Annotated in this window: 20 protein-coding genes; 11 read left to right on the forward strand and 9 right to left on the reverse strand. The window is 55.5% G+C overall.

All coding sequences use genetic code 11. From position 1 onward, the window contains the following. Positions 1-30 precede the first annotated feature (30 nt). The 10 genes from infB (at position 31) to V5T82_RS01270 (ending at position 11,690) form a co-directional block, all read left to right on the forward strand. Entirely contained in the window at positions 31-2,634 is a 2,604-nt protein-coding gene (gene infB / locus V5T82_RS01225; protein ID WP_332893753.1) for a translation initiation factor IF-2, read from the forward strand. Positions 2,635-2,668: 34 nt separating this feature from the next. After that, positions 2,669-3,094: a 30S ribosome-binding factor RbfA gene (gene rbfA, locus V5T82_RS01230; RefSeq protein ID WP_332893754.1), complete on the forward strand. Its 426-nt coding sequence runs from the start codon at positions 2,669-2,671 to the stop codon at positions 3,092-3,094. A 142-nt stretch (positions 3,095-3,236) separates the two neighbouring features. Beyond that, a complete protein-coding gene (gene truB / locus V5T82_RS01235; RefSeq protein WP_332893755.1) occupies positions 3,237-4,160 on the forward strand; it encodes a tRNA pseudouridine(55) synthase TruB in 924 nt (307 codons plus the stop codon). A gap of 15 nt (positions 4,161-4,175) precedes the next feature. Beyond that, positions 4,176-4,445: a 30S ribosomal protein S15 gene (gene rpsO / locus V5T82_RS01240; RefSeq protein WP_332893756.1), complete on the forward strand. Its 270-nt coding sequence runs from the start codon at positions 4,176-4,178 to the stop codon at positions 4,443-4,445. Between the two features lie 213 nt (positions 4,446-4,658). Next, positions 4,659-6,797, forward strand: a complete 2,139-nt coding sequence (gene pnp, locus V5T82_RS01245; RefSeq protein WP_332893983.1) for a polyribonucleotide nucleotidyltransferase — start codon at positions 4,659-4,661, stop codon at positions 6,795-6,797. Between the two features lie 157 nt (positions 6,798-6,954). Then, positions 6,955-8,355: an NAD(P)H-dependent flavin oxidoreductase gene (locus V5T82_RS01250; protein WP_442917060.1), complete on the forward strand. Its 1,401-nt coding sequence runs from the start codon at positions 6,955-6,957 to the stop codon at positions 8,353-8,355. Positions 8,356-8,586: 231 nt separating this feature from the next. Further along, positions 8,587-8,994 (forward strand): iron response transcriptional regulator IrrA, encoded by a 408-nt coding sequence (gene irrA, locus V5T82_RS01255; protein WP_332893757.1) that lies wholly within the window; start codon positions 8,587-8,589, stop codon positions 8,992-8,994. 160 nt (positions 8,995-9,154) lie between these two features. Then, the gene (locus V5T82_RS01260) at positions 9,155-9,571 is read left to right on the forward strand and encodes a rubrerythrin family protein (RefSeq protein WP_332893758.1); all 417 of its coding nucleotides are present in this window, start codon (positions 9,155-9,157) and stop codon (positions 9,569-9,571) included. A 121-nt stretch (positions 9,572-9,692) separates the two neighbouring features. Further along, the gene (locus V5T82_RS01265) at positions 9,693-11,036 is read left to right on the forward strand and encodes a (Fe-S)-binding protein (RefSeq protein ID WP_332893759.1); all 1,344 of its coding nucleotides are present in this window, start codon (positions 9,693-9,695) and stop codon (positions 11,034-11,036) included. 60 nt (positions 11,037-11,096) lie between these two features. Beyond that, positions 11,097-11,690, forward strand: a complete 594-nt coding sequence (locus V5T82_RS01270; RefSeq protein ID WP_332893760.1) for a DUF3501 family protein — start codon at positions 11,097-11,099, stop codon at positions 11,688-11,690. Positions 11,691-12,373: 683 nt separating this feature from the next. Here the strand turns inward: V5T82_RS01270 and V5T82_RS01275 are convergent. Together V5T82_RS01275 and V5T82_RS01280 are read right to left on the reverse strand one after the other, a co-directional pair. Continuing rightward, entirely contained in the window at positions 12,374-12,934 is a 561-nt protein-coding gene (locus V5T82_RS01275) for an SH3 domain-containing protein (RefSeq protein ID WP_332893761.1), read from the reverse strand. A 74-nt stretch (positions 12,935-13,008) separates the two neighbouring features. After that, complete coding sequence (locus V5T82_RS01280; RefSeq protein ID WP_332893762.1) at positions 13,009-13,581, reverse strand: TetR/AcrR family transcriptional regulator; 573 nt, start codon at positions 13,579-13,581, stop codon at positions 13,009-13,011. A 213-nt stretch (positions 13,582-13,794) separates the two neighbouring features. Between V5T82_RS01280 and V5T82_RS01285 the strand changes: the two genes are divergently transcribed. Further along, positions 13,795-14,781, forward strand: a complete 987-nt coding sequence (locus tag V5T82_RS01285) for a 2-hydroxyacid dehydrogenase (RefSeq protein WP_332893763.1) — start codon at positions 13,795-13,797, stop codon at positions 14,779-14,781. A 174-nt stretch (positions 14,782-14,955) separates the two neighbouring features. Here V5T82_RS01285 and V5T82_RS01290 read toward each other — a convergent pair whose 3' ends face one another. From V5T82_RS01290 to ubiB, 7 genes are all read right to left on the reverse strand, one after another. Further along, positions 14,956-15,408: a DsrE/DsrF/DrsH-like family protein gene (locus V5T82_RS01290; protein WP_332893764.1), complete on the reverse strand. Its 453-nt coding sequence runs from the start codon at positions 15,406-15,408 to the stop codon at positions 14,956-14,958. A gap of 5 nt (positions 15,409-15,413) precedes the next feature. Next, complete coding sequence (locus V5T82_RS01295; RefSeq protein WP_332893765.1) at positions 15,414-16,220, reverse strand: HesA/MoeB/ThiF family protein; 807 nt, start codon at positions 16,218-16,220, stop codon at positions 15,414-15,416. Between the two features lie 229 nt (positions 16,221-16,449). Continuing rightward, positions 16,450-17,424: a cysteine synthase A gene (gene cysK, locus V5T82_RS01300; RefSeq protein WP_332893766.1), complete on the reverse strand. Its 975-nt coding sequence runs from the start codon at positions 17,422-17,424 to the stop codon at positions 16,450-16,452. Positions 17,425-17,571: 147 nt separating this feature from the next. Then, positions 17,572-18,027 carry an RrF2 family transcriptional regulator gene (locus tag V5T82_RS01305; RefSeq protein WP_332893767.1) on the reverse strand — a complete coding sequence of 152 codons (456 nt, stop codon included), beginning with the start codon at positions 18,025-18,027 and terminating at the stop codon, positions 17,572-17,574. Positions 18,028-18,060: 33 nt separating this feature from the next. After that, on the reverse strand, positions 18,061-18,540 hold the full coding sequence (gene dut, locus V5T82_RS01310; protein WP_332893768.1) for a dUTP diphosphatase: 480 nt from the start codon (positions 18,538-18,540) through the stop codon (positions 18,061-18,063). Positions 18,541-18,543: 3 nt separating this feature from the next. Continuing rightward, the gene (gene coaBC / locus V5T82_RS01315; RefSeq protein WP_332893769.1) at positions 18,544-19,767 is read right to left on the reverse strand and encodes a bifunctional phosphopantothenoylcysteine decarboxylase/phosphopantothenate--cysteine ligase CoaBC; all 1,224 of its coding nucleotides are present in this window, start codon (positions 19,765-19,767) and stop codon (positions 18,544-18,546) included. Between the two features lie 132 nt (positions 19,768-19,899). After that, complete coding sequence (gene ubiB, locus V5T82_RS01320; RefSeq protein WP_332893770.1) at positions 19,900-21,453, reverse strand: 2-polyprenylphenol 6-hydroxylase; 1,554 nt, start codon at positions 21,451-21,453, stop codon at positions 19,900-19,902. Between the last annotated feature and the right edge of the window lie 8 nt (positions 21,454-21,461).

Below are 21,461 nucleotides of genomic sequence, written 5' to 3' on the forward strand. Positions count from 1 at the left end.
AATTCGGGCAAGGCCCGAAAACGGAGTGATATGAGCGATACGAACGACACCGGTAAAAAGCCCCTGACCCTGAAAAAACCGGGTAAGTTGGAGCTGAACAAGACTGTTGAAGCCGGCACGGTGAAACAGAGCTTTTCGCATGGCCGTTCCAAAATGGTCCAGGTGGAGCGCAAGAAGAAGCGTACGTTCTCGCAAGACGCCACGGGCAAGATGGCACGCGACAGCGGCGCCAAGGCAGCAGCCCCGGCGGCTGCGCCTATAGACGTCGCGCCCAAGCCTGCGGCTCCCGCTCCTGCGGCTCCGTCCTCTAGCCCGGTTGAAGACAAACTCACCGACGGCGAACACCAAAAACGCGTGAAGGCTTTGGAAGACGCCAAAGTTCGCGAAGTCGAAGAAAAGAAACGCAAGGTCGAAGAAGAAAAACGCGCTGCCGAAGAAGCCAAGCGCCTAGAAGCGGAAGCTGCCGAGGCCGCCAAACGCGAAGCCGAAGACGCGGCGCAAACGGCCAAGCAAGAGACCGAAGCCCCCAAGGCGGGAGCGAAGCCGGAACCCAAGCCCCAGGGCAAATCCGAGCCGAAGCCCCCGGCCAAGCCCAAACCGCAGCCCAAAGCCAAAGGTCCGGCTGAACCTCCGATCAAAGAAGACACCAAAAAGGGCAAGAAAAAAGACAAGAAAAAAGGTGGGGGTGCCGACACCAAACACCAGCCCACCCGTGGACGTGGCGATCAACGCCGTCGTTCGGGCAAGCTCACCATTTCCAGCGCCTTGTCCGGAGACGACGGCGAGCGTCAACGTTCGCTAGCGTCAGTCAAACGCAAGCGCGAAAAAGAAAAACAACAACAACAACAGGCCCGCGCCGAAGGCAAAAAGATCGTGCGCGAGGTTGTTGTGCCGGAAACCATTTCGGTCCAAGAGCTGGCCAACCGTATGGCCGAGCGCGGCGTAGATGTGATTCGCGAGCTCATGAAAATGGGCGTGATGGCGACCATCAACCAAATCATCGACGCCGATACGGCGGAACTGGTGGTTGAAGAATTTGGCCACAAATTGAAACGCGTGTCCGAATCCGACGTTGAAACGGGCTTGAGCGGCGATGACGATAGCGACGCCGATTTGGTCAAACGTCCTCCGGTCGTGACCGTGATGGGCCACGTTGATCACGGTAAAACGTCTTTGTTGGACAGTTTGCGCACCACCGACGTGGCAGGCGGCGAAGCCGGCGGTATTACCCAGCACATCGGCGCCTATCAGGTGACGTTGGCGGGCGGCGACAAAATCTCGTTTGTCGATACGCCGGGTCACGCGGCCTTTACCGACATGCGTGCCCGCGGTGCCAAAGTCACCGACATCGTTATCTTGGTGGTGGCGGCAGACGACAGCGTCATGCCGCAAACCATTGAAGCCATTCACCACGCCAAGGCTGCCGAAGTTCCGATCATTGTGGCCGTGAACAAATGCGACAAGCCTGACGCCGATCCGATGAAAGTGCGCACCGAACTGCTGCAACACGACATCGTGGTCGAAGAAATGGGCGGCGACGTATTGGCTGTGGACGTGTCGGCAAAAGCGCGCACCGGTTTGGAAAAACTGGAAGAAGCGATCTTGCTGCAGTCCGAAATTTTGGATCTCAAAGCCAACCCCACCCGTCCGGCTGAAGGCGTCATTGTCGAAGCCAAAATGGAACAAGGTCGCGGCTCGGTCGCAACGGCTTTGATCCAACGCGGTACGCTGCGCAAAGGCGACATCTTTGTTGCCGGTTCCGAATGGGGCCGTGTGCGTGCACTGGTTGATGACCACGGTCAACAAATCGAAGAAGCTATTCCCGGTATGCCGGTGGAAATTCTGGGTCTCAACGGCACGCCTGACGCAGGCGACATGGTCGTCGTGGTCGAAGATGACGGCCGTGCCCGCGAAGTCACCGAATACCGTCAACGCAAAAAACGCGAAGCTCAGGCCGCTGCGGCCGCCCGCGGGTCTTTGGAACAAATGTTCGAAAAGATCAAAGAAGGCGAAGCCGCAACGCTGCCCGTCGTGGTCAAAGCCGACGTGCACGGGTCTTTGGAAGCCATCACGGCGGCCTTGGACAAAATGGGTACCGACGAAGTCAAAGCCCAAGTGCTGCACGGCGCGGTCGGCGGCATCAACGAATCCGACGTGATCTTGGCCCGTGCTTCGGGCGGTTTCATCATCGGCTTCAACGTGCGTGCCAACGCCCAAGCCCGCGACTTGGCGAAACGCGACGGCGTGGACATTCGTTATTATTCCATCATTTACGATGTCACCGACGATATGCGCAACGCGCTGTCGGGCATGTTGGCCCCGACCTTGAAAGAAGAGTTCTTGGGCTACGCTCAGGTGCGCGAAGTGTTCTCCATCACCAAAGTCGGCAAAGTTGCGGGTTGTATGGTGACGTCGGGCATGGTCAAACGCGGCTCCAAGGTTCGTTTGCTGCGTGACGACGTGGTTGTCCACGAAGGCGAGCTGAGCCAGTTGAAGCGCTTCAAGGACGATGCCAAGGAAGTCAAAGAAGGCATGGAATGCGGTATGTCCTTTGCGAACTACGATGACATCAAAGAAGGTGATATCATCGAATGCTTCGATGTGATCGAGGTGGCGCGCCAACTCGAAGAGTAACGCGCCATCACCTTCTTTCATAAGGACGACTGTCATGTCCCGCCACGGCCATCACAATCCAGCCAAAGGCCCCAGCCAGCGCCAATTGCGCGTGGGCGAAGAGCTGCGCCATGCCATTGCGTGGATCTTGGAACGCGGCGAGCTGCGTGACCCGGCCATTGCCAACACGCCGGTGACGGTGACCGAGGTCCGCGTCAGTCCAGATTTGAAAAACGCCACGTGTTTTGTCACGCCCTTGGGCGGCGGCGAACCGGACGCGGTGGCCGAAGTGGTCGGTGCCTTGTCGCGCGCGCGTAAATTCCTGCGTCATGAAGTGGTGCGCAAAGTGAATTTGAAATACGCACCGCAGCTGCATTTTGAACACGACACCTCCTTCGACACGGCCGGCCACATCGACGAACTTCTCCACCGCCCCGATGTGGCCAGAGATCTTCATCACGATGATGATGAGGAGGACTGAGCGGTTGATGCAGAGTTCGCACAACACAAACGTTCGTCCGTCACCCCTGCGAAGGCAGGGGTCCATGGGCCTATTGAACCGGCCACTGGCGCCCATAGGCTCCTGCCTTCGCAGGAGCGACGGATTGGGTGATAGCTAAACCATGCCCCGCAAACGCAAAGGCAATCCGGTTCACGGCTGGGTGGTGTTCGACAAACCCTACGCCATGAGCTCATCGCAAGCGGTGGGCAAGGTGCGTTGGTTGTTGAACGCGCAAAAGGCTGGGCACGGCGGCACTTTGGACCCGCTTGCCACCGGAATTTTGCCCATCGCCTTAGGCGAAGCCACCAAAGCCATGCCCTATGTTGTGGACAGTGCGAAAACGTACTGCTGCTGGATCAAGTTCGGAGAATCCCGCACCACGGACGATGCGGAAGGCGAAATCGTCGAAACTTCCGACGTTCGCCCCACGGCAGAAGAGATTCAGGCGGTGTTGCCGGAGTTCGAAGGCGAAATCGAACAAATCCCGCCGATCTATTCCGCCATTAAAGTGGACGGCCAGCGCGCCTATAAACTGGCCCGCGCCGACCAAGAGGTGGAGATGAAACCGCGCCGCGTCACCATCGATGCCATCCGCTTGGTCGAAATGCCTGAACCGGACCTCGCAATCATCGATGTGGATTGCCAAAAAGGCACGTATATCAGAAGCTTAGCACGCGACATTGCCCTCAAATTGGGGACCGTGGGCTATGTCGCCGATTTGCGCCGCACAAGGGTGGGAAAATTCGCAGAAAACCTCGCAATTTCACTGGATTCCTTGGAAGGCTTAGGGCATAGTGCGCGCCTCGAAGAAGCTGTGCTTCCGTTGGTGACCGCGCTGGACGACATCCCGGCGCTGGCCGTCACGGAAGATTTGGCCAAAAAGGTGCGACATGGCAACGCCATCGAAGCCCAACCGACACTGTCCAGCACGGATCGAGACGTGCAAGAAGGTGACACGGTTGTGTTGATGGACGCAGATGTGCCGCTCGCTTTGGCCCGGATCGAAAACGGTTATATCCGCCCGGTCCGTGTTCTCAATTTATAAAAACAGGAGTACACGATGTCGATTACTGCAGAGCGTAAGCAAGAGCTTATCACTGAATTTGCGACCAAGCCGGGCGACACCGGCTCCCCCGAGGTTCAAGTTGCTGTCCTCACCGAGCGCATCAACAACCTGACCGATCACCTCAAAACGCATAAAAAAGATCACCACTCGCGTCGTGGTCTGTTGATCATGGTTGGTCAGCGCCGCCGTCTTCTGGACTACACCAAGAAGAAGAACCAGGCGCGTTACGAAGACCTGATCAAACGCTTGGGCCTGCGTCGCTAAAGCGTTTACGGCCAGCCCGAAAGTCGGGCTGGCCGTTGAACTTTTTGTCCGTTTGTTGGGGGGATAAATCTTAACACTTTGACGGATAAAAGGATGAAGCTCCTGGCGGATGGCCGCTTGGGGTAAGGAGCGAAAGGCATGCTCCGAACGGCAGGCCCCTGGGCTATGTGAAGTCAGTTTGAATATGGGCTGCCAGATGATTTGTAAGGAAACATAAGTATGTTCAAAGAATTCCGAAAAGAGATCGAATGGGGCGGACGTCCTCTGGTTTTCGAAACCGGTAAGATTGCACGTCAAGCCTCCGGCGCCGTCATGGTGAGCTATGGTGAAACCAAAGTGTTGTGCACCGTTGTGGCCATGGATTCCGAGCGCCCGGGTATCGACTTTTTCCCGCTGTCCGTTCACTACCAAGAAAAAACCTATTCCGCGGGCCGTATCCCCGGTGGTTTCTTCAAACGTGAAGCGCGTCCCAGCGAACACGAAACCCTGACGTCGCGTCTGATCGATCGTCCGATCCGCCCGTTGTTCGCCAAAGGCTTCAAAAACGAAGTTCAAGTGATCTGTACCGTCGTTCAACACGACATGGAAAACGCCCCGGACATGGTCGCGATGATCGGTTCTTCGGCGGCTCTGTGCATCTCGGGTGCTCCGTTCATGGGCCCCATCGGTGGCGCACGTGTGGGTTACATCGACGGCGAATACGTCATGAACCCGCCCATGGACGAAATGGAAAACTCGGTTTTGGATCTGGTTGTTGCCGGCACCAAAGAAGGCGTTCTGATGGTCGAATCCGAAGCGTCTGAGCTGTCGGAAGAGATCATGTTGGGCGCGGTCGACTTCGGTCACGAAGGCTTCCAACCCGTCATCGACGCCATCATCGAATTGGCCGAACACTGCGCCAAAGAACCCATGGAATTGGCTTGTGCCCCTGAAGGCACCGACGAAATCAAAGCGAAAGTTGCAGAATTGGCGGAAGCCGGCCTGCGCGACGCTTACAAGATTTCCGACAAGCTGGACCGCCAAGCTGCCGTGGCTGTCGCTAAGGACGCTGCAAAAACCGCCATCACCGAAAGCGGTGAGTTCGACGCTGAGCTGTTGGCTGCGACTTTGGGCGATGCGTTCAAAGCCGTTGAGAAAAAGATCGTGCGTTTGTCCATCCTGGACACCGGCGTGCGCATCGACGGTCGCGACACCAAAACGGTTCGTCCGATTGTTTCCGAAGTTGGCATCTTGCCCCGTGCACACGGTTCGGCCTTGTTCACCCGTGGTGAAACCCAATCCATCGGCGTTGCCACCCTGGGCACCGGGTCTGATGAGCAAATCATCGACGCGTTGGAAGGGTCTTACCGCAATCACTTCATGCTGCACTATAACTTCCCGCCGTACTCCGTCGGTGAAGCTGGGCGCATGGGTGCCACGGGTCGTCGCGAAGTCGGCCACGGTAAACTGGCTTGGCGGGCAATTCACCCGGTCATGCCGACCAAAGAAGACTTCCCCTACACCATCCGCGCGGTTTCGGAAATCACCGAATCCAACGGTTCTAGCTCCATGGCGTCGGTGTGCTCTTGCGCATTGGCTTTGATGGACGCAGGTGTTCCGCTCAAACGTCCGGTGGCCGGTATCGCCATGGGCTTGATCAAAGAAGACCAAGGCGTGGCGGTTCTGTCCGACATCTTGGGCGACGAAGATCACTTGGGCGACATGGACTTTAAAGTTGCAGGTACGTCCGAAGGCATCACCTCTTTGCAAATGGACATCAAAATCACGTCCATCACCAAAGACATCATGGAAACCGCACTGGACCAAGCCAAAGACGGTCGTCTGCACATCCTCGATGAAATGGCCAAAGCCATCGGTGGCGCACGTGAAACCGTGTCGTCGAATGCACCGCAAATCGAAACCTTCCAAATCAAGAAAGACAAAATCCGCGACGTTATCGGCGCGGGCGGCAAAGTCATTCGCGAAATCTGCGAAACGACCGGCGCCAAAGTCGATTTGGATGACGACGGTACGGTTAAAGTCGCGGCCGTTGACGGCGATGCGATGGAAAAAGCCATCAACTGGATCAAAGGCATTGTGGCCGAACCGGAAGTCGGTGTGATCTACACGGGTAAAGTCGTGAAAATCATGGACTTCGGCGCATTCGTGAACTTCATGGGTCCGCGCGACGGCTTGGTGCACATCTCCGAACTGGCCAACTACCGTGTCGATAAAGTTACCGACATTCTCAAAGAAGGTCAGGACGTGAAGGTCAAGCTGATCGGCATCGACGATCGTGGCAAAGTCAAATTGTCCATGAAAGTTGTCGATCAAGACACCGGTGAAGAAATTACGCCGGAAAAGAAAGACTAATCGGTCATCTTCAGGTTTCCGGGGCGGCGGGTGAGCCGCCCCGGATGACTTGAGACCGTAAAATAACCATATTTGAACAGCACAACGCCCACGACTGGGTTATGCTGGTCAGGACCCCCCAGTCATAAAAGAAGGGGTCCGGTGTCTCGGAGGTCCCGTGAAAACGCTCAATTCATTCACTATGTCCGGCAAGGACGTCCTGCCTTTAGTTGAAGGCGGCAAAGGTGTTGCTGTCTCCAACGGAACCACAGCGGGGGCCTGGGCGAAAGCCGGCGGTATCGGCACATTTTCGTGCGTGAACCCCGACAGCTACGCCGAAGACGGCACCTACATTCCGCAAATTTATCACGGCAAAACGCGCCGCGAACGCTTTGAAGAGCTGAAAGATTACGCCATCAAAGGCGGCATTGAACAAGCGAAGATCGCGCGCGATGTGTCCGGTGGTGAAGGCCGCATCCACATGAACGTGTTGTGGGAAGCGGGCGGCACCATTCCGATCTTGCACGGCGTTTTGGATGAAGTGGCCGAACTGGTCAACGGCATCACGTGTGGTGCGGGCATGCCTTACAAAGTCGCTGAAATCGCGGCTGGATACGGCATTAACTACTATCCGATCGTCTCTTCGGGCCGCGCGTTCAACGCCCTGTGGCGCCGGTCTTACAAAAACTACGCAGAGTTTTTAGGCGGCGTGGTTTACGAAGACCCGTGGCTGGCAGGCGGTCACAACGGCTTGTCCAACGCCGAAAGCCCGACGGAGCCCCAAGCCCCGTATGAGCGCTGTGTCGAGCTGCGCAAAGTCATGAACAAATACGGCTTGGACAACGTGCCCATCGTCATGGCGGGCGGCGTTTGGTTCCTGCGCGACTGGGAAGATTGGATGGACAATCCCGAACTGGGCCCGGTGGCGTTCCAGTTCGGCACACGTCCGCTGCTGACCCAAGAAAGCCCGATCATGCAAGAATGGAAAGACCGCTTGCTGAATTTGGAAGAGGGTGACATCTATCTAAACCAATTCAGCCCGACGGGTTTTTATTCTTCCGCCGTGCGCAACCCGTTCTTGCAAGACCTGTTCGAACGTTCTCAGCGTCAAATCGAATACCGCGCCAAGCCCGGCCACGAAGGCTTCACCGCCGAACTGCCGCTGGGTCCGCGCCAACGGATCCACTACGTCAAACCCGACGACCTGCCGCGCGCCCAGGAATGGATCGCTGCCGGTCAATCCGAAGGCATGAAGACGCCGGACGACACCATGGTGTTTGTCACCCCGGAAAAATCGCAAAAGGTTCTCAAAAGCCAGGCCGAATGTATGTGCTGCTTGAGCCAATGCCGCTTTTCCAACTGGGCCGACAACGAAGAAGGCACCAACGGCAAACGCGCCGATCCGCGATCGTTTTGCATTCAAAAGGCGCTGCAAAGTGCCGCGCACGGTGGCGATTTGGACCAAAGTTTGATGTTTGCCGGCCACAATGCTTACATGTTTGGAAAAGATCCGTTCTACAAAGACGGCTTTATTCCGACGGTCAAAGAGCTGGTGGACCGCATTAAAACGGGTGATTAAGGGTGTAATCACCCTGGAATCAGTAAAAAAGTCGCAAAAACCGTCAAAAACCCTAAAGCGAGTGTTGTTTTTCAGTTTCGTCTGAGGAATAATCTTGTGGTGTACTAGTCTACAATGAGTATAAACTAAATTTGCTCGTTAACGGATTGGGGCTAAAGGCGTCTTGGTATCCTTACGTGGCTGGGGGGTCAACGTAGCAAGGTGCTTTGCCAGTTCAACAAGGGAGATATCATGAGACCTTACGCACAAGTTCTCGAACAGCTTCGCGGGGCAGGCCTGCGTCCGACGCGTCAGCGTTTGGCATTGGCTAAGCTGCTGTTTGAAAATGGGCCGCGCCACGTGACCGCCGAAATGCTTCACGCCGAAGCACAAGCAGCATCCATTCGCGTGTCCTTGGCCACCGTTTACAACACGCTTCATCAATTCACCGAGGCAGGATTGCTGCGCGAAATCGTGGTTGATCCGACCCGGTCTTACTTTGACACCACCACGTCTGAGCACGGTCACTTCTTCCACGAAGACACCGGCATGCTCGAAGACATTCCCGGTGGTCAGTTGCACCTTGCGCAATTGCCCAACGCGCCGGAAGGATCCAAGATCACCGGCATCGACGTTGTCGTGCGTTTAAGCGCATCTTAAATGCAACATAATCAATTAGATGGAGTGCTTTTTAGAAAGCCTCCATCTTTTTGTTGACCCTCTTTATCAAAAGCGTATAGTTATGGCCCGCAGCACAATATTGGCTACGCTCTAATACCGTTTTTGTATACATCCGTACGTTTCACAGGAGGCACCCCTCATGGGTTTGAAAGACAGCAAAACCGAAGATAATCTCAAAGCCGCATTCGCTGGCGAATCCCAAGCCAACCGCCGCTATTTGTACTTCGCACAAAAGGCTGACATCGAAGGTTATAACGATGTTGCCACCGTGTTCCGTTCCACCGCCGAAGGTGAAACCGGCCACGCCCATGGTCATCTGGAATTCTTGGAAGAAACCGGCGATCCCGCAACGGGTCTGCCCATCGGTGGCACGTCCGAAAACCTGAAAGCCGCGATCGAAGGCGAAACCCACGAATACACCGACATGTATCCGGGTATGGCCAAAACCGCACGCGACGAAGGCTTTGACGAAATCGCCGATTGGTTCGAAACTCTGGCGAAAGCGGAAAAATCCCACGCCGGCCGTTTCCAAAAAGCTTTGGAAAACCTGGACTAAATTACAGTCCTTCGGTTGACGAAGACACATGACGCGCGGGGGGCTTTGACATCAAAGTCCCCCGCGTTTTTGTTGCCCGAAAATACATTTTTGAGAAGACATCGTTCAGAGGACTGAAGCTATGCGTGAAGGCAGCTTGGACGCCCCGAAACGCCATCCGTTGAATTGGCGAGATGCGGATTTTTTAAACGAAGACAAAATTTTTGCCGAGCTGGAGCGGGTTTTTGATCTGTGTCACGGCTGTCGGCGGTGCTTTAATTTGTGCGACAGCTTCCCGCGCCTGTTCGATTTGGTTGACGAATCGGACACGGGTGAGGTGGACGGCGTCGCCAAAGCCGATTATTGGCAAGTGATTGACGCATGTACCCTGTGCGATTTGTGTTTTATGACCAAATGCCCCTATGTGCCGCCGCATGAATGGGATTTGGACTTCCCGCACCTGATGCTGCGTGCGCGCGCTTTGCAATTTAAACAAGGCAACACCAATCCCAAACAAGACAAGCTCACCGAAACCGACAAAAACGGGCAAATGGGTGTGAAGCTGTCGGGCTTGGCGAACTGGGCGTCGAAACGCTCCAACGGCTTCACCCGGTCCATCATGTCCACGGCCATGGATGTGCACAAAGACGCCCAATTGCCGACTTTTTCCGCCAAAACGTGCCAAGAGCGCGCCAAAGACGAACCGGTTGAGATCAACACGACCGCTCCGGCACACGGCAAGCGTAAGGCGGTTATCTACGCCAGCTGCTTTGGCGAATACAACGACCCGGACATCGTTTTGGATGCCCGTGCCGTGCTGGCCAAAAACGGCATCGAAGCGACCATTGTCTACCCCGAATGCTGTGGCATGCCGCAACTGGAACAAGGCGACATTGAACGCGTCGCGGGCAAAGCCGCCAACATCGCGGCGAGCCTGAAGCCTTACGTGGACGATGGCTATGACATCGTCGTTCCGGTGGCCAGCTGTGCTTTGATGTTGAAATTTGAATGGCCTTTGATCGACCCGGACAACGCCGACGTGACGAGCCTGTCCCAAGCGACCTACGACATCACAGAATACGTGGTGGATATCGCCAATGGCGAAGGTTTGGCCGACGGGATTTCGGCGCTAGGGGGCGGTGTTACGGCACACATAGCTTGCCATGCAAGGGCACAGAATATGGGCCGCAAAGCTCAAGAGATGCTAAAACTGATCCCGGACACCCCCACCCAAGTGATCGAGCGGTGCTCGGGCCACGGTGGGACCTGGGGCATTACGAACAAATACTTCGAAGTCGGCATGAAAGTTGGCGCGGCGGTGTTCCGTGATGCGGCAAAGCATGACAGCGCATATGTGGTTAGCGAATGCCCCTTGGCGCGCGATCAAATCGTGCAAGGGCTTGAACGCAAAGACAAATCAGTGGAAGGTGCAGGCAAAGCGCTGCGCCACCCCGTGCAAGTTTTGGCCCGTGCCTACGGCTTATAAACGTGCCTACGGCTTATAAAACGCGCATACGGCCTATAGACCACCATTGGAGACCAGACAATGACTCGCGAAGCCTGTGAAATCACCCGTGACGACATCATGGATATGGGCGAATACGCTGCCGTCCGTGTGGAGCGTCGTAAGGCTGTGACACAAATGAAGAAAAACCGCCGTGTGCACATCGGCCCGGATGCGACGGCGTACTTCGAAAATTATGAAACCATGTGGCACCAAATTCACGAGATGCTGCACATCGAACAAGGCGGGGAAGAGCAGATCGCAGACGAGCTGCGCGCCTATAACCCTTTGATTCCGAAGGGCCGCGAGCTGGTGTGCACGTTGATGTTCGAAATCGACGATGAAGACCGCCGCAATCGCTTTTTAGCGGGTCTGGGTGGTGTCGAAAAAACCATCAGCCTGTCTGTGGGCGGTGACAAGATCATGGCCGTGCCCGAAGACGACGTGGAGCGCACCTCCGAAGAGGGCAAAGCGTCTTCAATCCAGTTCTTGCACTTCCCTTTCACCGATGCCCAGGCCGAAGCCTTTAAGGTCGCCGGTACGGACGTTGTCTTTGCCGTTGGCCATGACGGCTACGGCCACATGGCAAAATTGCCTGAAGCAGCGCGTGAGGCTTTGGCTGGGGATTTGGCTTAAGGCACAGCTCTTCAGAGCGTGTTGGTCTGAATCTGCTTTGTTTGGGCCCACTAGAAGTCCAATGCATACGAGTCTAGCGGCGAATATGAGCCCGTTTTTGGTAATTTCTTTGTTCTTGGTGAAAAACCCTGTGACAAGCAAGGCCGTTGTGGCCCATGCAGCCGCGTGAAGCAAAGGGTTCTATTTGATTTCGGGCCGGGTCAGTAACCAGGCTGCGCCACCCGAGAATAGTGCCAATTTGCCAAATTTCTTCAAAGTCGGATGCGTTGGATCGGTGACGGTGATTGGGCGGGCGGGTGATCCCCCTTCCCCATGAGGACTTTGGGGCTACCGGGGTTGCGTTCCCCCTTGTGTGAAGAGGTCGACGTCGGGCATTTTGGATTACCGCTTATTGTCAGAAAATCAAAACATTATTGTTGCAAGTTTTTCAGAGGCTTGAGGTGAAAGTAAAATAAAAACGACAATGTGATATTCTTATATGGAATTTTTATTCATTTTCAAGTGGTAGAATCAATTTTAAGGACGTTTGTCTGTCATTAAGTCAGTATCTGTGAATGGCCGAAATTAATGCCTTGATACTCATCGATAAAATACCTGACCAAAAGGTTAGGTGATGGTATTCACGTTATATGCGGGAATAGGCTGTTGATCGGCGACTTGGAAGGCAACGCGGGCTTTTGGCTCTATTCGAAGCTTTCGCCTTTGAGCAAGCCCCAGAAGTCGGCGCGGTTCATCCAGCCTTCAAAACCGCTGACGTCGACTTTGCAAAACGTGATCGACGCGGGGCAGGCCAAAAGGTTGCCCGACACGTTCGACTGGACCTGTGCGACCAGGGCTGATTTTTGCGATGGTTTTGCGCGCAAATCGCGACTGATGCCGGTCACAATAAATGTGCGTTTGGACGACAGCATGGTTTGATGCACCCAGCCTTGCGAGCCCTGCCAATCACGAATCTTGCGCCAGGCTTTGTATTCGGCAATAACTTCGAGCGGAAGGCCTGATTTGCGGTAAACCCAATCTACCGGGTATTGAACACCCGGACCGGTGCGCAAATTCACTTCGCCGGCGCGCAAAGAAACAAAGCGCGGCAAGGGCAATCCGGAACCGGACACCTGAGCAACACTGTCGCCCACGGGTGCGCTGAGCATCAGGCTCAGAAGGCTTGCGGCAAAAAGACGGCGCATAAACGAAAATCCTTTGGGGCGCAGGGATGCGCAGCACGCATCGGTCGTTGAGGTGGGCATACTTGTACTCTTTTGAGCCGCGTGGTCAATATGAAGCGAAGCATTGAGACGTGACATTTCTACTAGGTCCCCTCTTAAGCACCCAGGCCGGATTTAATGTCGGCCATCAAAGGGTCGAGAAAATCGGCAGTTTTGCGGGTTTTTGCAAGGACAGCTGCGCCTTCTAACATGGAGATGACGGCATCGGCTTTGATCGCGGGGTCCGTTGCGAAATACATCTCGCCTGAATTGCGGCCCAGGCTCAGCACGCGCGTGAGCCAGGTGTGGATGATCAAGTAATATTCAAAATTCCGTTCCTGAACGGTTTGCGGCAAGGTTTCCAACTCCGACGCCAGCATAGCCCCCGGGCTCATGCGTTCACAGGTTCGAATGCGCGCGAGGAACGGCGTCAAAAATGCATCGAACTGCTGCCAGGGCGTCAACTGCAGGGTGTCGATGTGCTGCAAGGTCTGTAAGGCCCAGTTGGCGTTGCGTTCGGCCAAGGCCGTGCCGAGATCGGATTTGTTGGAAAAGTGATAGTGCACACTGGCTTTGCGGATGCCCAATTGGTCCGCTATGTCTTGGTAACTGAAGGCATTAAAGCCTCTGCGTTGTAAAAGATCGTCACCGATCTCAACGATTTTGTCGCGTGTTGCGGGACTGCCCATGGCGCTCTCCAAGTTTTACAGGCAATAGCCTATCTTGAGGTAAGTTAAGACACGGTAAAGGGCGCACGACATTTGCTGTGCGAATTTCAGAGGCGCGACGCACCTTGTATCTGGACAGGGTCTAAGTTTGCTGGTAGGCACAAAGGGAGGGCGGGTTTAAACTCGCATTTCCCCAGGTTTAACAGAGGCGAGCCCTGAGAGGGGCGGGCATAAATGAGCAATAATCAAAAGCCCAAAGTCGTGGTAACACGCAAACTTCCGGATCCGGTCGAAACCCGGATGATGGAACTGTTCGACGTTCAACTGAATCTCGACGATGTTCCGATGACGCAGGACCAACTGGCTGAAGCAGTCAAAACCTGCGACGTCCTGGTGCCAACCGTCACCGACGATATTAATGCAGGCGTTTTGGCCCAAGCTGGCGACCAATTTCGTTTAATAGCAAACTATGGTACGGGCGTGGATCACATCGATCTGGCCACCGCGCGTCAACGGGGCGTGATGGTGACCAATACCCCCGATGTGTTGACCGAAGATACCGCCGATATGACCATGTCGTTGCTGTTGGCGGTTCCGCGCCGCTTGTTCGAGGGTGAACGCAAGCTGCGCGACGGTCAATGGGCCGGTTGGGCACCGACGTGGATGTTGGGTCATCGGATTCACGGCAAGCGTTTGGGCATCGTCGGCATGGGCCGCATTGGCCGCGCCGTTGCCAAACGCGCCAAAGGCTTCGGTTTGTCCATTCACTATCACAACCGCAACCGGGTCCACGAAGATGTGGAAAACGAATTGGAAGCGACGTACTGGGAAAGTCTGGATCAGATGCTGGCGCGCATGGACATTATTTCCGTGAACTGCCCGCACACCCCGGCGACTTATCACTTGCTGTCCGCCCGGCGTTTGAAACTGCTTCAGCGTCATGCCTACGTGGTGAACACCGCACGCGGTGAGATCATCGACGAAGCGGCTCTGATCCGCATGCTGAAAAACGAAGACATCGCGGGCGCGGGTCTGGACGTTTATGAAAACGAGCCGGCCATCAATCCTAAATTCCTGGAACTCGACAACGTGACGCTGCTGCCCCACATGGGCTCCGCCACGTGTGAAGGTCGCGTCGATATGGGCGACAAGGTGCTGATCAACATCAAGACCTTTGCCGATGGGCACTCCCCACCCGACCGTGTTTTGTTGGATATCTAAACAAAACGGCGGCTCTCAAAGGGCCGCCGTTTTTGGTTTTGACCTTGCGGCCAGAATTAGAGCCATTCTAAAGGTCAGGGCTCAAAATGGCACACTTGTGCATTATTAATGGGGTTTGGTGGTCTTTTTTGGGGCATTGAGGCCTGATAATCACATATATGAGAGTTTTCGCAATTAAATGAACAGCATGGCGCCGTTGCGGCTGGCGTCATTTAAGAAGGTCACCACACCACCAATTTCAAACTGTATGTCGCTGCGCAATTGGCTGCGATCCAAGTCCAAAGCCTTCAGGCCCATCTCGCACACCATGAAGCGCACACCCAATTGAGTGCAGGCTTGTAACAGAGTTTCGAATTCGGCGACGGAACGGTCTTGGAAGGCCTGGTTCATGTCTTGACCCGTTTCGAACGGTCCGGTGGTGGGTTGCTTGGTCCAGCCCGGCGCGCCATTTTCATCGGGGCCGAGCAGGGCGCGGGCCGCTTCCATGGTGAAAAATAAGGTCACGTCTGTATCGGTCGCTGCGGCTGCAGACGCCATCACCAGGGCATAGTGCACCTTGTCGAAATCGCCGGAAAAGACAACGACGGACAGTTTGTCGGGACGATCAGAGTTCAAAACTTCCGCCATGCGCCTCACGTATCCTTTTGATGGATGGACAGATCCGTAATGGTGGGATTGTCCCCGCACAGCGGGCAACCGGGGTCGCGCTTGACCTTAATTTTACGCATTTCGGTGGCCAGAGCGTCATAAACCAAAAGCTGTCCGGACATGCTGTCGCCAATGCCAAGCAGTTCTTTGAGAATTTCGGTGGTTTGGAGCGACCCGACGGAGCCGCAAAGCGCACCCAAGACCCCGGCGTCCGCACAGGTTGGAATTTGGCCAGGGGGTGGAGGTTCGCGAAAGATACAGCGATAACACGGACCGTCTTCGTGCCCGCCGGGAAAATTTTTAAACGTGGACAGTTGTCCGTCAAAGCGCAGAATCGCACCGGAAACCAAGGGAATGCGGCTGAAATATGCAGCGTCGTTAACCAAAAAACGGGTAGCGAAATTGTCCGATCCATCCGTGACGAGGTCGTAGTCTTTCATCAGGTCCAGAGCGTTGCCCGCATGGATGCGCTCTTTGTGCATGATCAGATTGACGTCGGGGTTGAGGGCTTTGAGACCGTCTTTGGCGCTTTCGACCTTCGACATGCCGATGCTTGCCGTGGTGTGAACGATTTGGCGTTGCAGGTTGGATAGGTCGACAACGTCATCGTCGACCACGCCAATGGTACCGACACCGGCCGCCGCCAAATACATCAACACCGGAGATCCCAGCCCGCCGGCACCGATGACCAACACCTTGGCGTTTAAAAGTTTGGCCTGTCCCTCTCCGCCGACTTGAGGCAGCAAAATATGGCGGGCGTAGCGCTGAATTTGGTCTTCCGTAAAGTCCATCGTGGCCTCAAATAAGCATTTTTGATTTGAGTTATGGCGTTAAGCCTAAATACATCGTCCTGTTCCGTGCACGCTGGATCAGGATAAATATCCTCTAACACTTTGTTTTAATGGTAACCTTCCATAAGGAAGGCAAGTGCTAAGTTCAGGAACAGGCTGCAGATATGAGTGTACGGGAAACTCAATACAACGCCCACCCCGACTTTCGTCGGAGGGGGCAAAAATGGGGTTAGTCTTGGCCCAAACCTTCGAACAGCGGCGTCGAAAGATAGCGTTCTGCGAAGGATGGCAAGATAACCACGATGGTTTTGCCTTCCATATCCGGGCGCATACCAATTTCCAACGCGGTCGCCAAGGCGGCGCCGGACGAAATGCCGACGGGCAGACCCTCGGTGCGCGCCGCTTTGCGCGACGTAGAAAAGGCCGTTTCATTGCCGATTTGCACGACTTCATCAATTAAGGCGCGATCGAGGACAGCCGGGACAAATCCAACGCCGATGCCTTGGATTTTATGCGGGCCGGGGACGCCGCCCGATAGGATGGCACTGTCTTCGGGCTCGACCGCAATCATTTTCACGGAGGGTTTGCGCGCTTTGAGCACTTCACCGATGCCGGTGAGCGTTCCGCCGGTGCCAACACCGCTGACGACCACATCAACAGCGCCGTCGGTGTCGTTCCAAATTTCTTCCGCCGTGGTGGAGCGGTGAATGGACGGGTTGGACGGGTTGGTGAACTGCTGGAGCATCATATAGCCCTTGGTTGTGTGCAGTTCTTCGGCGCGGTCAATGGCGCCTTTCATGCCTTGGGCCGCCGGGGTGAGTTCGATGTCAGCACCTAAAAAGGCCAACATCTTGCGCCGTTCAATAGACATGCTTTCGGGCATGGTGAGGATCAAGCGGTATCCTTTGGCGGCGCAGACGAAGGCCAAGGCGATGCCGGTGTTGCCGGACGTCGGTTCAACCAACGTGTCGCCAGGCTTGATACGCCCGTCTTTTTCTGCGTCTTCGACCATGGCAAAGCCAATGCGATCTTTGACGGAGGCTAACGGATTGAAGAATTCGCACTTGCCCATGATGATGGCCTTGCAATTCTCCGCGTCCGCCAAGCGCTGGAGTTTAATCAGTGGCGTGGCGCCGATGGTGTCTAAAATACTGTCATAGACGCGCCCGCGGCCGGGGGCTTGTGAGTCTTGTTTGTTGCTCATATGGTCCTTCGCCCTTCCCTAACAGCCCAGCGTAAAATTATATGTTTATGCATTCATGCGCTGTGCTTTAGGCAAAATTTGTAGCGTGGTTTCACCAGTTGGACAACCCCAGGGTTCTTTCGGGAGGTATCTGGTATATTTGTCTGATTAAATGGTGAAATCCAGGCTTTTGCGGCCTTCGCTTTCAATCCCGGATTTGTGGGCACGGTTGCACATGTCGTCGATGGAGACTTGATCGAGTTGTTTCATCACCTCGTTTTGCATCTCCAACCACAAGGGCCGCACCACTTTGACGCCCAGTTCTGAACCCGTTGTTTCTTGTAAAGGATCGTCTGCCGTTTCCATTTTGCGCACGGCACGAACGATATCGCCGATGGAAATGCGTCGGCGTTCACGGGCCAAGCGATAACCGCCGCGTGGGCCGCGAACACCAATTAAGATGTCTTCGCGCACCAGCTGCTGCAGCGCTTGTTCCAAATACCGCCGCGGAATGTCTTGGCGGCGGGTAATTTCCCGGCTTTGTACCGGCTCGCTGCCTGCGTGATAGGCGATATCGAGCACCGCCTCTATGGCAAACAGCATCTTTTTTGATAATCGCAGCATTGTTCCCTGTTACTCCCCGAAATAACTTGCGAGTTACGGCTGTGTGTCGTTGGACGTGGGGGTATTTATCCCCGTCGACCCAAAGCCGCCTGCGCCCCGTTCTGAGGCTTGTAATTCATTGACGTTTTTCCATGCGACGAACATGACCGGAGCCACCACCATTTGAGCGATTCGCATGCCGCGCTCAATGGTGAAGGACTGGGCTCCGTGATTGATGAGAATGACGCCGATTTCTCCGCGATAATCGGCGTCAATGGTGCCCGGTGTATTGAGCACCGTGACTCCGTGTTTGTTGGCGAGGCCCGAACGTGGCCGCACTTGGGCTTCAAAGCCGTCGGGCAAGGCGATGGAAATGCCCGTGGGCACCAAAGCGCGTTCACCGGGTTCCAGCACCAAATCGTTGGAGATCGCCGCCAACAGATCGACACCCGCCGCGCCCGCTGTGGCCTGCGCAGGTAAGGGCAAATCCTTGCCGTGGTCCAGGTGCTGAACGGCGACTTCGATCCGGCTCATGGTTTATCCTTGCGCCTGTTCGTTTGTGTCAGGGGAAATGTGCGCAGCAATGCGTTCGGCCAGCTGGCGCGCGACCGCGCGTTTAGATTGGCTGGGCCAGTCTTCGACACCGGTGCGGCTCACCAAATGTACGGTATTGGCGTCGCCGCCAAAGGTGCCGCTGGCTGGTGAAACGTCATTGGCGCAAATCCAGTCGCAGCCTTTTTTAGCGAGCTTGGTGCGCGCGTGTTCAATCACGGTCTGGGTTTCAGCGGCAAAGCCGACCACCAGCGTGGGGCGGTCCGGTCCGGGTTGGGACAGACCGGCCAAAATGTCGGGGTTTTCGACCATGCTGAGGGTCGGAATGCCCGTATTATCCTTTTTAAGCTTTTGGTCAGCTTGCGAGTCCACGCGCCAGTCGGCGACGGCAGCGGCACAAACGGCGATGTCGGAGGGCAAAGCCGCGTCCACGGCGGCTTTCATGTCGCGCGCACTTTCAACGTTCACAACCGTCATGCCGACCGGTTCAGATAAGCTCACAGGTCCGGACACCAAGGTGACGTCTGCGCCTAAATCGCGCAGCGCCTCGGCAATGGCGTGACCTTGTTTGCCGGAAGAGTGATTGGCGATAAAACGCACCGGGTCGATGGCTTCACGGGTCGGGCCAGAGGTGACAATGGCCTTTTTGCCTTTGAGCGGCGCGTGCCCGTCAAAAAAAACGTCAAGGGCGTCAACCATGGTCGCAGGCTCAGCCATGCGCCCTTCGCCCCATTCTCCACACGCCATGTCGCCTTCGTCGGGACCGATGAACGTTACGCCACGCGCTTTGAGCAGTTCTGCGTTGTCTTGGGTGGCGTCGTGTTCCCACATGCGCACGTTCATGGCGGGCGCGACGATGACGGGTTTGTCGGTGGCCAGCAGCAATGTGGTGGCTAAATTGTTACCGATGCCATGGGCCAATTTCGCCAAGGTGTTGGCAGTGGCCGGCGCAACCAAAAGCACATCGGCTTCGCGGGACAAATTGATGTGGCCCATCTCATGTTCATCGGTCAGCGAGAACAAGTCCGTGTAGACTTTATCGCCCGAAACACTGGCGAGGGTGAGGGGCGTGACGAACTGTTCGGCGGACGACGTCATCACGCAACGCACCTTTGCGCCCGCTTTAATCAGCTGGCGCACAAGGTCGGGAGTCTTATAAGCAGCAATGCCGCCCGTGACGATGAGAAGGACGCGTTTTCCGTTTAGCACGGTGGATATTCCAAAGACAATTCGACGAATTACTAGAAAATGGTGTGATTAAACGTAGTGGCGTAAAACCCACAACGCAAGTGTTAATTAGCCAATTTGGCTACAAATTGATGAAAAAAGGGAAAGGGGGGCTTAAAGCGCAGCAAATCCGAGGGCTGCAACAGCAATGGCTAGTAATAAGATCAGTGGTCCCGTCATACGTTCACGCCGCCGTCCGCGCCCACGCATTTGATCGACGGTATCGGGGTGCAGGCGCAAACCATGGGCATCGAATTGGCTCAAAGCATGTTCAAGGCCATGTACAATTTTTGGCAGGCGCTTGAGGGCGTCTAAACCCTGTTCGGCAGCGTCTTTGATACGTGCTTCGGGGCCGAGGTTGGCGCGCATCCAAGCCTCGATCAGCGGGCGTGCAATCAGCCACATATTGGCGTCAGGGGCCAAGCGCCGTCCAGTTCCTTCGGCCACCAACATGGTTTTTTGCAGCAATAACAATTGCGGCTGGGTTTCCATGTTGAAGGTCTCGGTGATTTGAAACAGCTGTCCCAGCAGGCGCGCGATGGAAATTTCGTTTTGCGGTTTGTCCAAAATAGGTTCAGCGATGGAACGGCAGGCCTGCGTAAACTCGTCGACAGGCTGGTCTGCAGGGATCCAACCCGCTTCGAAATGGACTTCGGCGGCCCGGCGATAATTGCGCCCTAAAAAGCCCATCAGCAATTCGGCCAAGTGAATGCGGGTGGGACGGTCCAAGCGGCCCATAATGCCAAAATCGACAATGGCGATGGCGCCGTCGGGCAGCACAAACAGGTTGCCCGGGTGCATGTCGCCATGGAAAAAACCGTCGCGAAACGCTTGAATAAAAAATGCTTCCGCCGTTTTGCGCAGAATTTCGAGGGTATCGTGCCCTTGGGCTTTGATGGCCTCGATGTCACCGTAGGGGATGCCGTGAACACGCTCTTGGCACATGACGCGCTGTCCGGTGCGCAGCCAATCGATGCGGGGGATAAAGACGTCTGTGTTGCCTTCGAAGTTTTCGCGCATTTCATCAGCCGCAGCGGCTTCGAAACGCAAATCCATCTCCATTTCGACCGAGCGGGCTAGGGTTTGCACGGATTCCACAGGTTTTAAGCGGCGCATTTCAGGGCGGGTGCGTTCCAACAGGCGCGCGCCCCAAAAAAACAGTTCCAAATCGCCTTGGAAGGCCTTTTCGATGCCGGGGCGCAACACCTTGACGGCAACTTCTTCACCGGGCTTTTCGGCGGTGGGTTTTGTCACCGCAAAATGAACTTGTGCGATGGACGCAGCCGCTATGGCATCTTCGTCAAAGCTGACAAACAAGTCGTTGATAGGCTGACCGAATTCGCCTTCAATAGCTTGCTTTGCAAGTTCGCCGGAAAAGGGCGGCAGCTTGTCTTGCAGCTTGGAGAGGTCGGCTGCCACCTCTTCGCCCAAAAGGTCCGAGCGGGTCGACAGCATTTGGCCGACTTTGATGAAGCTTGGGCCCATGTCTTGAAACGCACGGGCCAAGCGTTCACCCGGACGGCCAGGGGCTTTGCGGCTGGAAACCAGTTTGGCGAAAAACACCACGCCGGGGGTGAGCTTGAGTTCTTCCAAAATGAACAAAGCATCGTGGCGCGCCAAGGTGCGCGCGATAGACAAGAGACGAAGAATATGACGCAGTGATTCCAATTAAGGTC

Source organism: Magnetovibrio sp. PR-2 (assembly GCF_036689815.1).
GTDB lineage: Bacteria > Pseudomonadota > Alphaproteobacteria > Rhodospirillales > Magnetovibrionaceae > Magnetovibrio.

Bases quoted from the DNA above. Each gene is read 5' to 3' on its own strand.
- infB (WP_332893753.1), top strand. From the start codon at position 31: ATGAGCGATACGAACGACACCGGTAAAAAGCCCCTGACCCTGAAAAAA.
- cysK (WP_332893766.1), bottom strand. From the start codon at position 17,424: ATGAGCAACAAACAAGACTCACAAGCCCCCGGCCGCGGGCGCGTCTAT.
- rbfA (WP_332893754.1), top strand. From the start codon at position 2,669: ATGTCCCGCCACGGCCATCACAATCCAGCCAAAGGCCCCAGCCAGCGC.
- V5T82_RS01290 (WP_332893764.1), bottom strand. From the start codon at position 15,408: ATGGCGGAAGTTTTGAACTCTGATCGTCCCGACAAACTGTCCGTCGTT.
- V5T82_RS01260 (WP_332893758.1), top strand. From the start codon at position 9,155: ATGGGTTTGAAAGACAGCAAAACCGAAGATAATCTCAAAGCCGCATTC.
- V5T82_RS01285 (WP_332893763.1), top strand. From the start codon at position 13,795: ATGAGCAATAATCAAAAGCCCAAAGTCGTGGTAACACGCAAACTTCCG.
- V5T82_RS01295 (WP_332893765.1), bottom strand. From the start codon at position 16,220: ATGGACTTTACGGAAGACCAAATTCAGCGCTACGCCCGCCATATTTTG.
- irrA (WP_332893757.1), top strand. From the start codon at position 8,587: ATGAGACCTTACGCACAAGTTCTCGAACAGCTTCGCGGGGCAGGCCTG.
- V5T82_RS01270 (WP_332893760.1), top strand. From the start codon at position 11,097: ATGACTCGCGAAGCCTGTGAAATCACCCGTGACGACATCATGGATATG.
- V5T82_RS01280 (WP_332893762.1), bottom strand. From the start codon at position 13,581: ATGGGCAGTCCCGCAACACGCGACAAAATCGTTGAGATCGGTGACGAT.
- rpsO (WP_332893756.1), top strand. From the start codon at position 4,176: ATGTCGATTACTGCAGAGCGTAAGCAAGAGCTTATCACTGAATTTGCG.
- V5T82_RS01265 (WP_332893759.1), top strand. From the start codon at position 9,693: ATGCGTGAAGGCAGCTTGGACGCCCCGAAACGCCATCCGTTGAATTGG.
- V5T82_RS01275 (WP_332893761.1), bottom strand. From the start codon at position 12,934: ATGCCCACCTCAACGACCGATGCGTGCTGCGCATCCCTGCGCCCCAAA.
- V5T82_RS01305 (WP_332893767.1), bottom strand. From the start codon at position 18,027: ATGCTGCGATTATCAAAAAAGATGCTGTTTGCCATAGAGGCGGTGCTC.
- dut (WP_332893768.1), bottom strand. From the start codon at position 18,540: ATGAGCCGGATCGAAGTCGCCGTTCAGCACCTGGACCACGGCAAGGAT.
- truB (WP_332893755.1), top strand. From the start codon at position 3,237: ATGCCCCGCAAACGCAAAGGCAATCCGGTTCACGGCTGGGTGGTGTTC.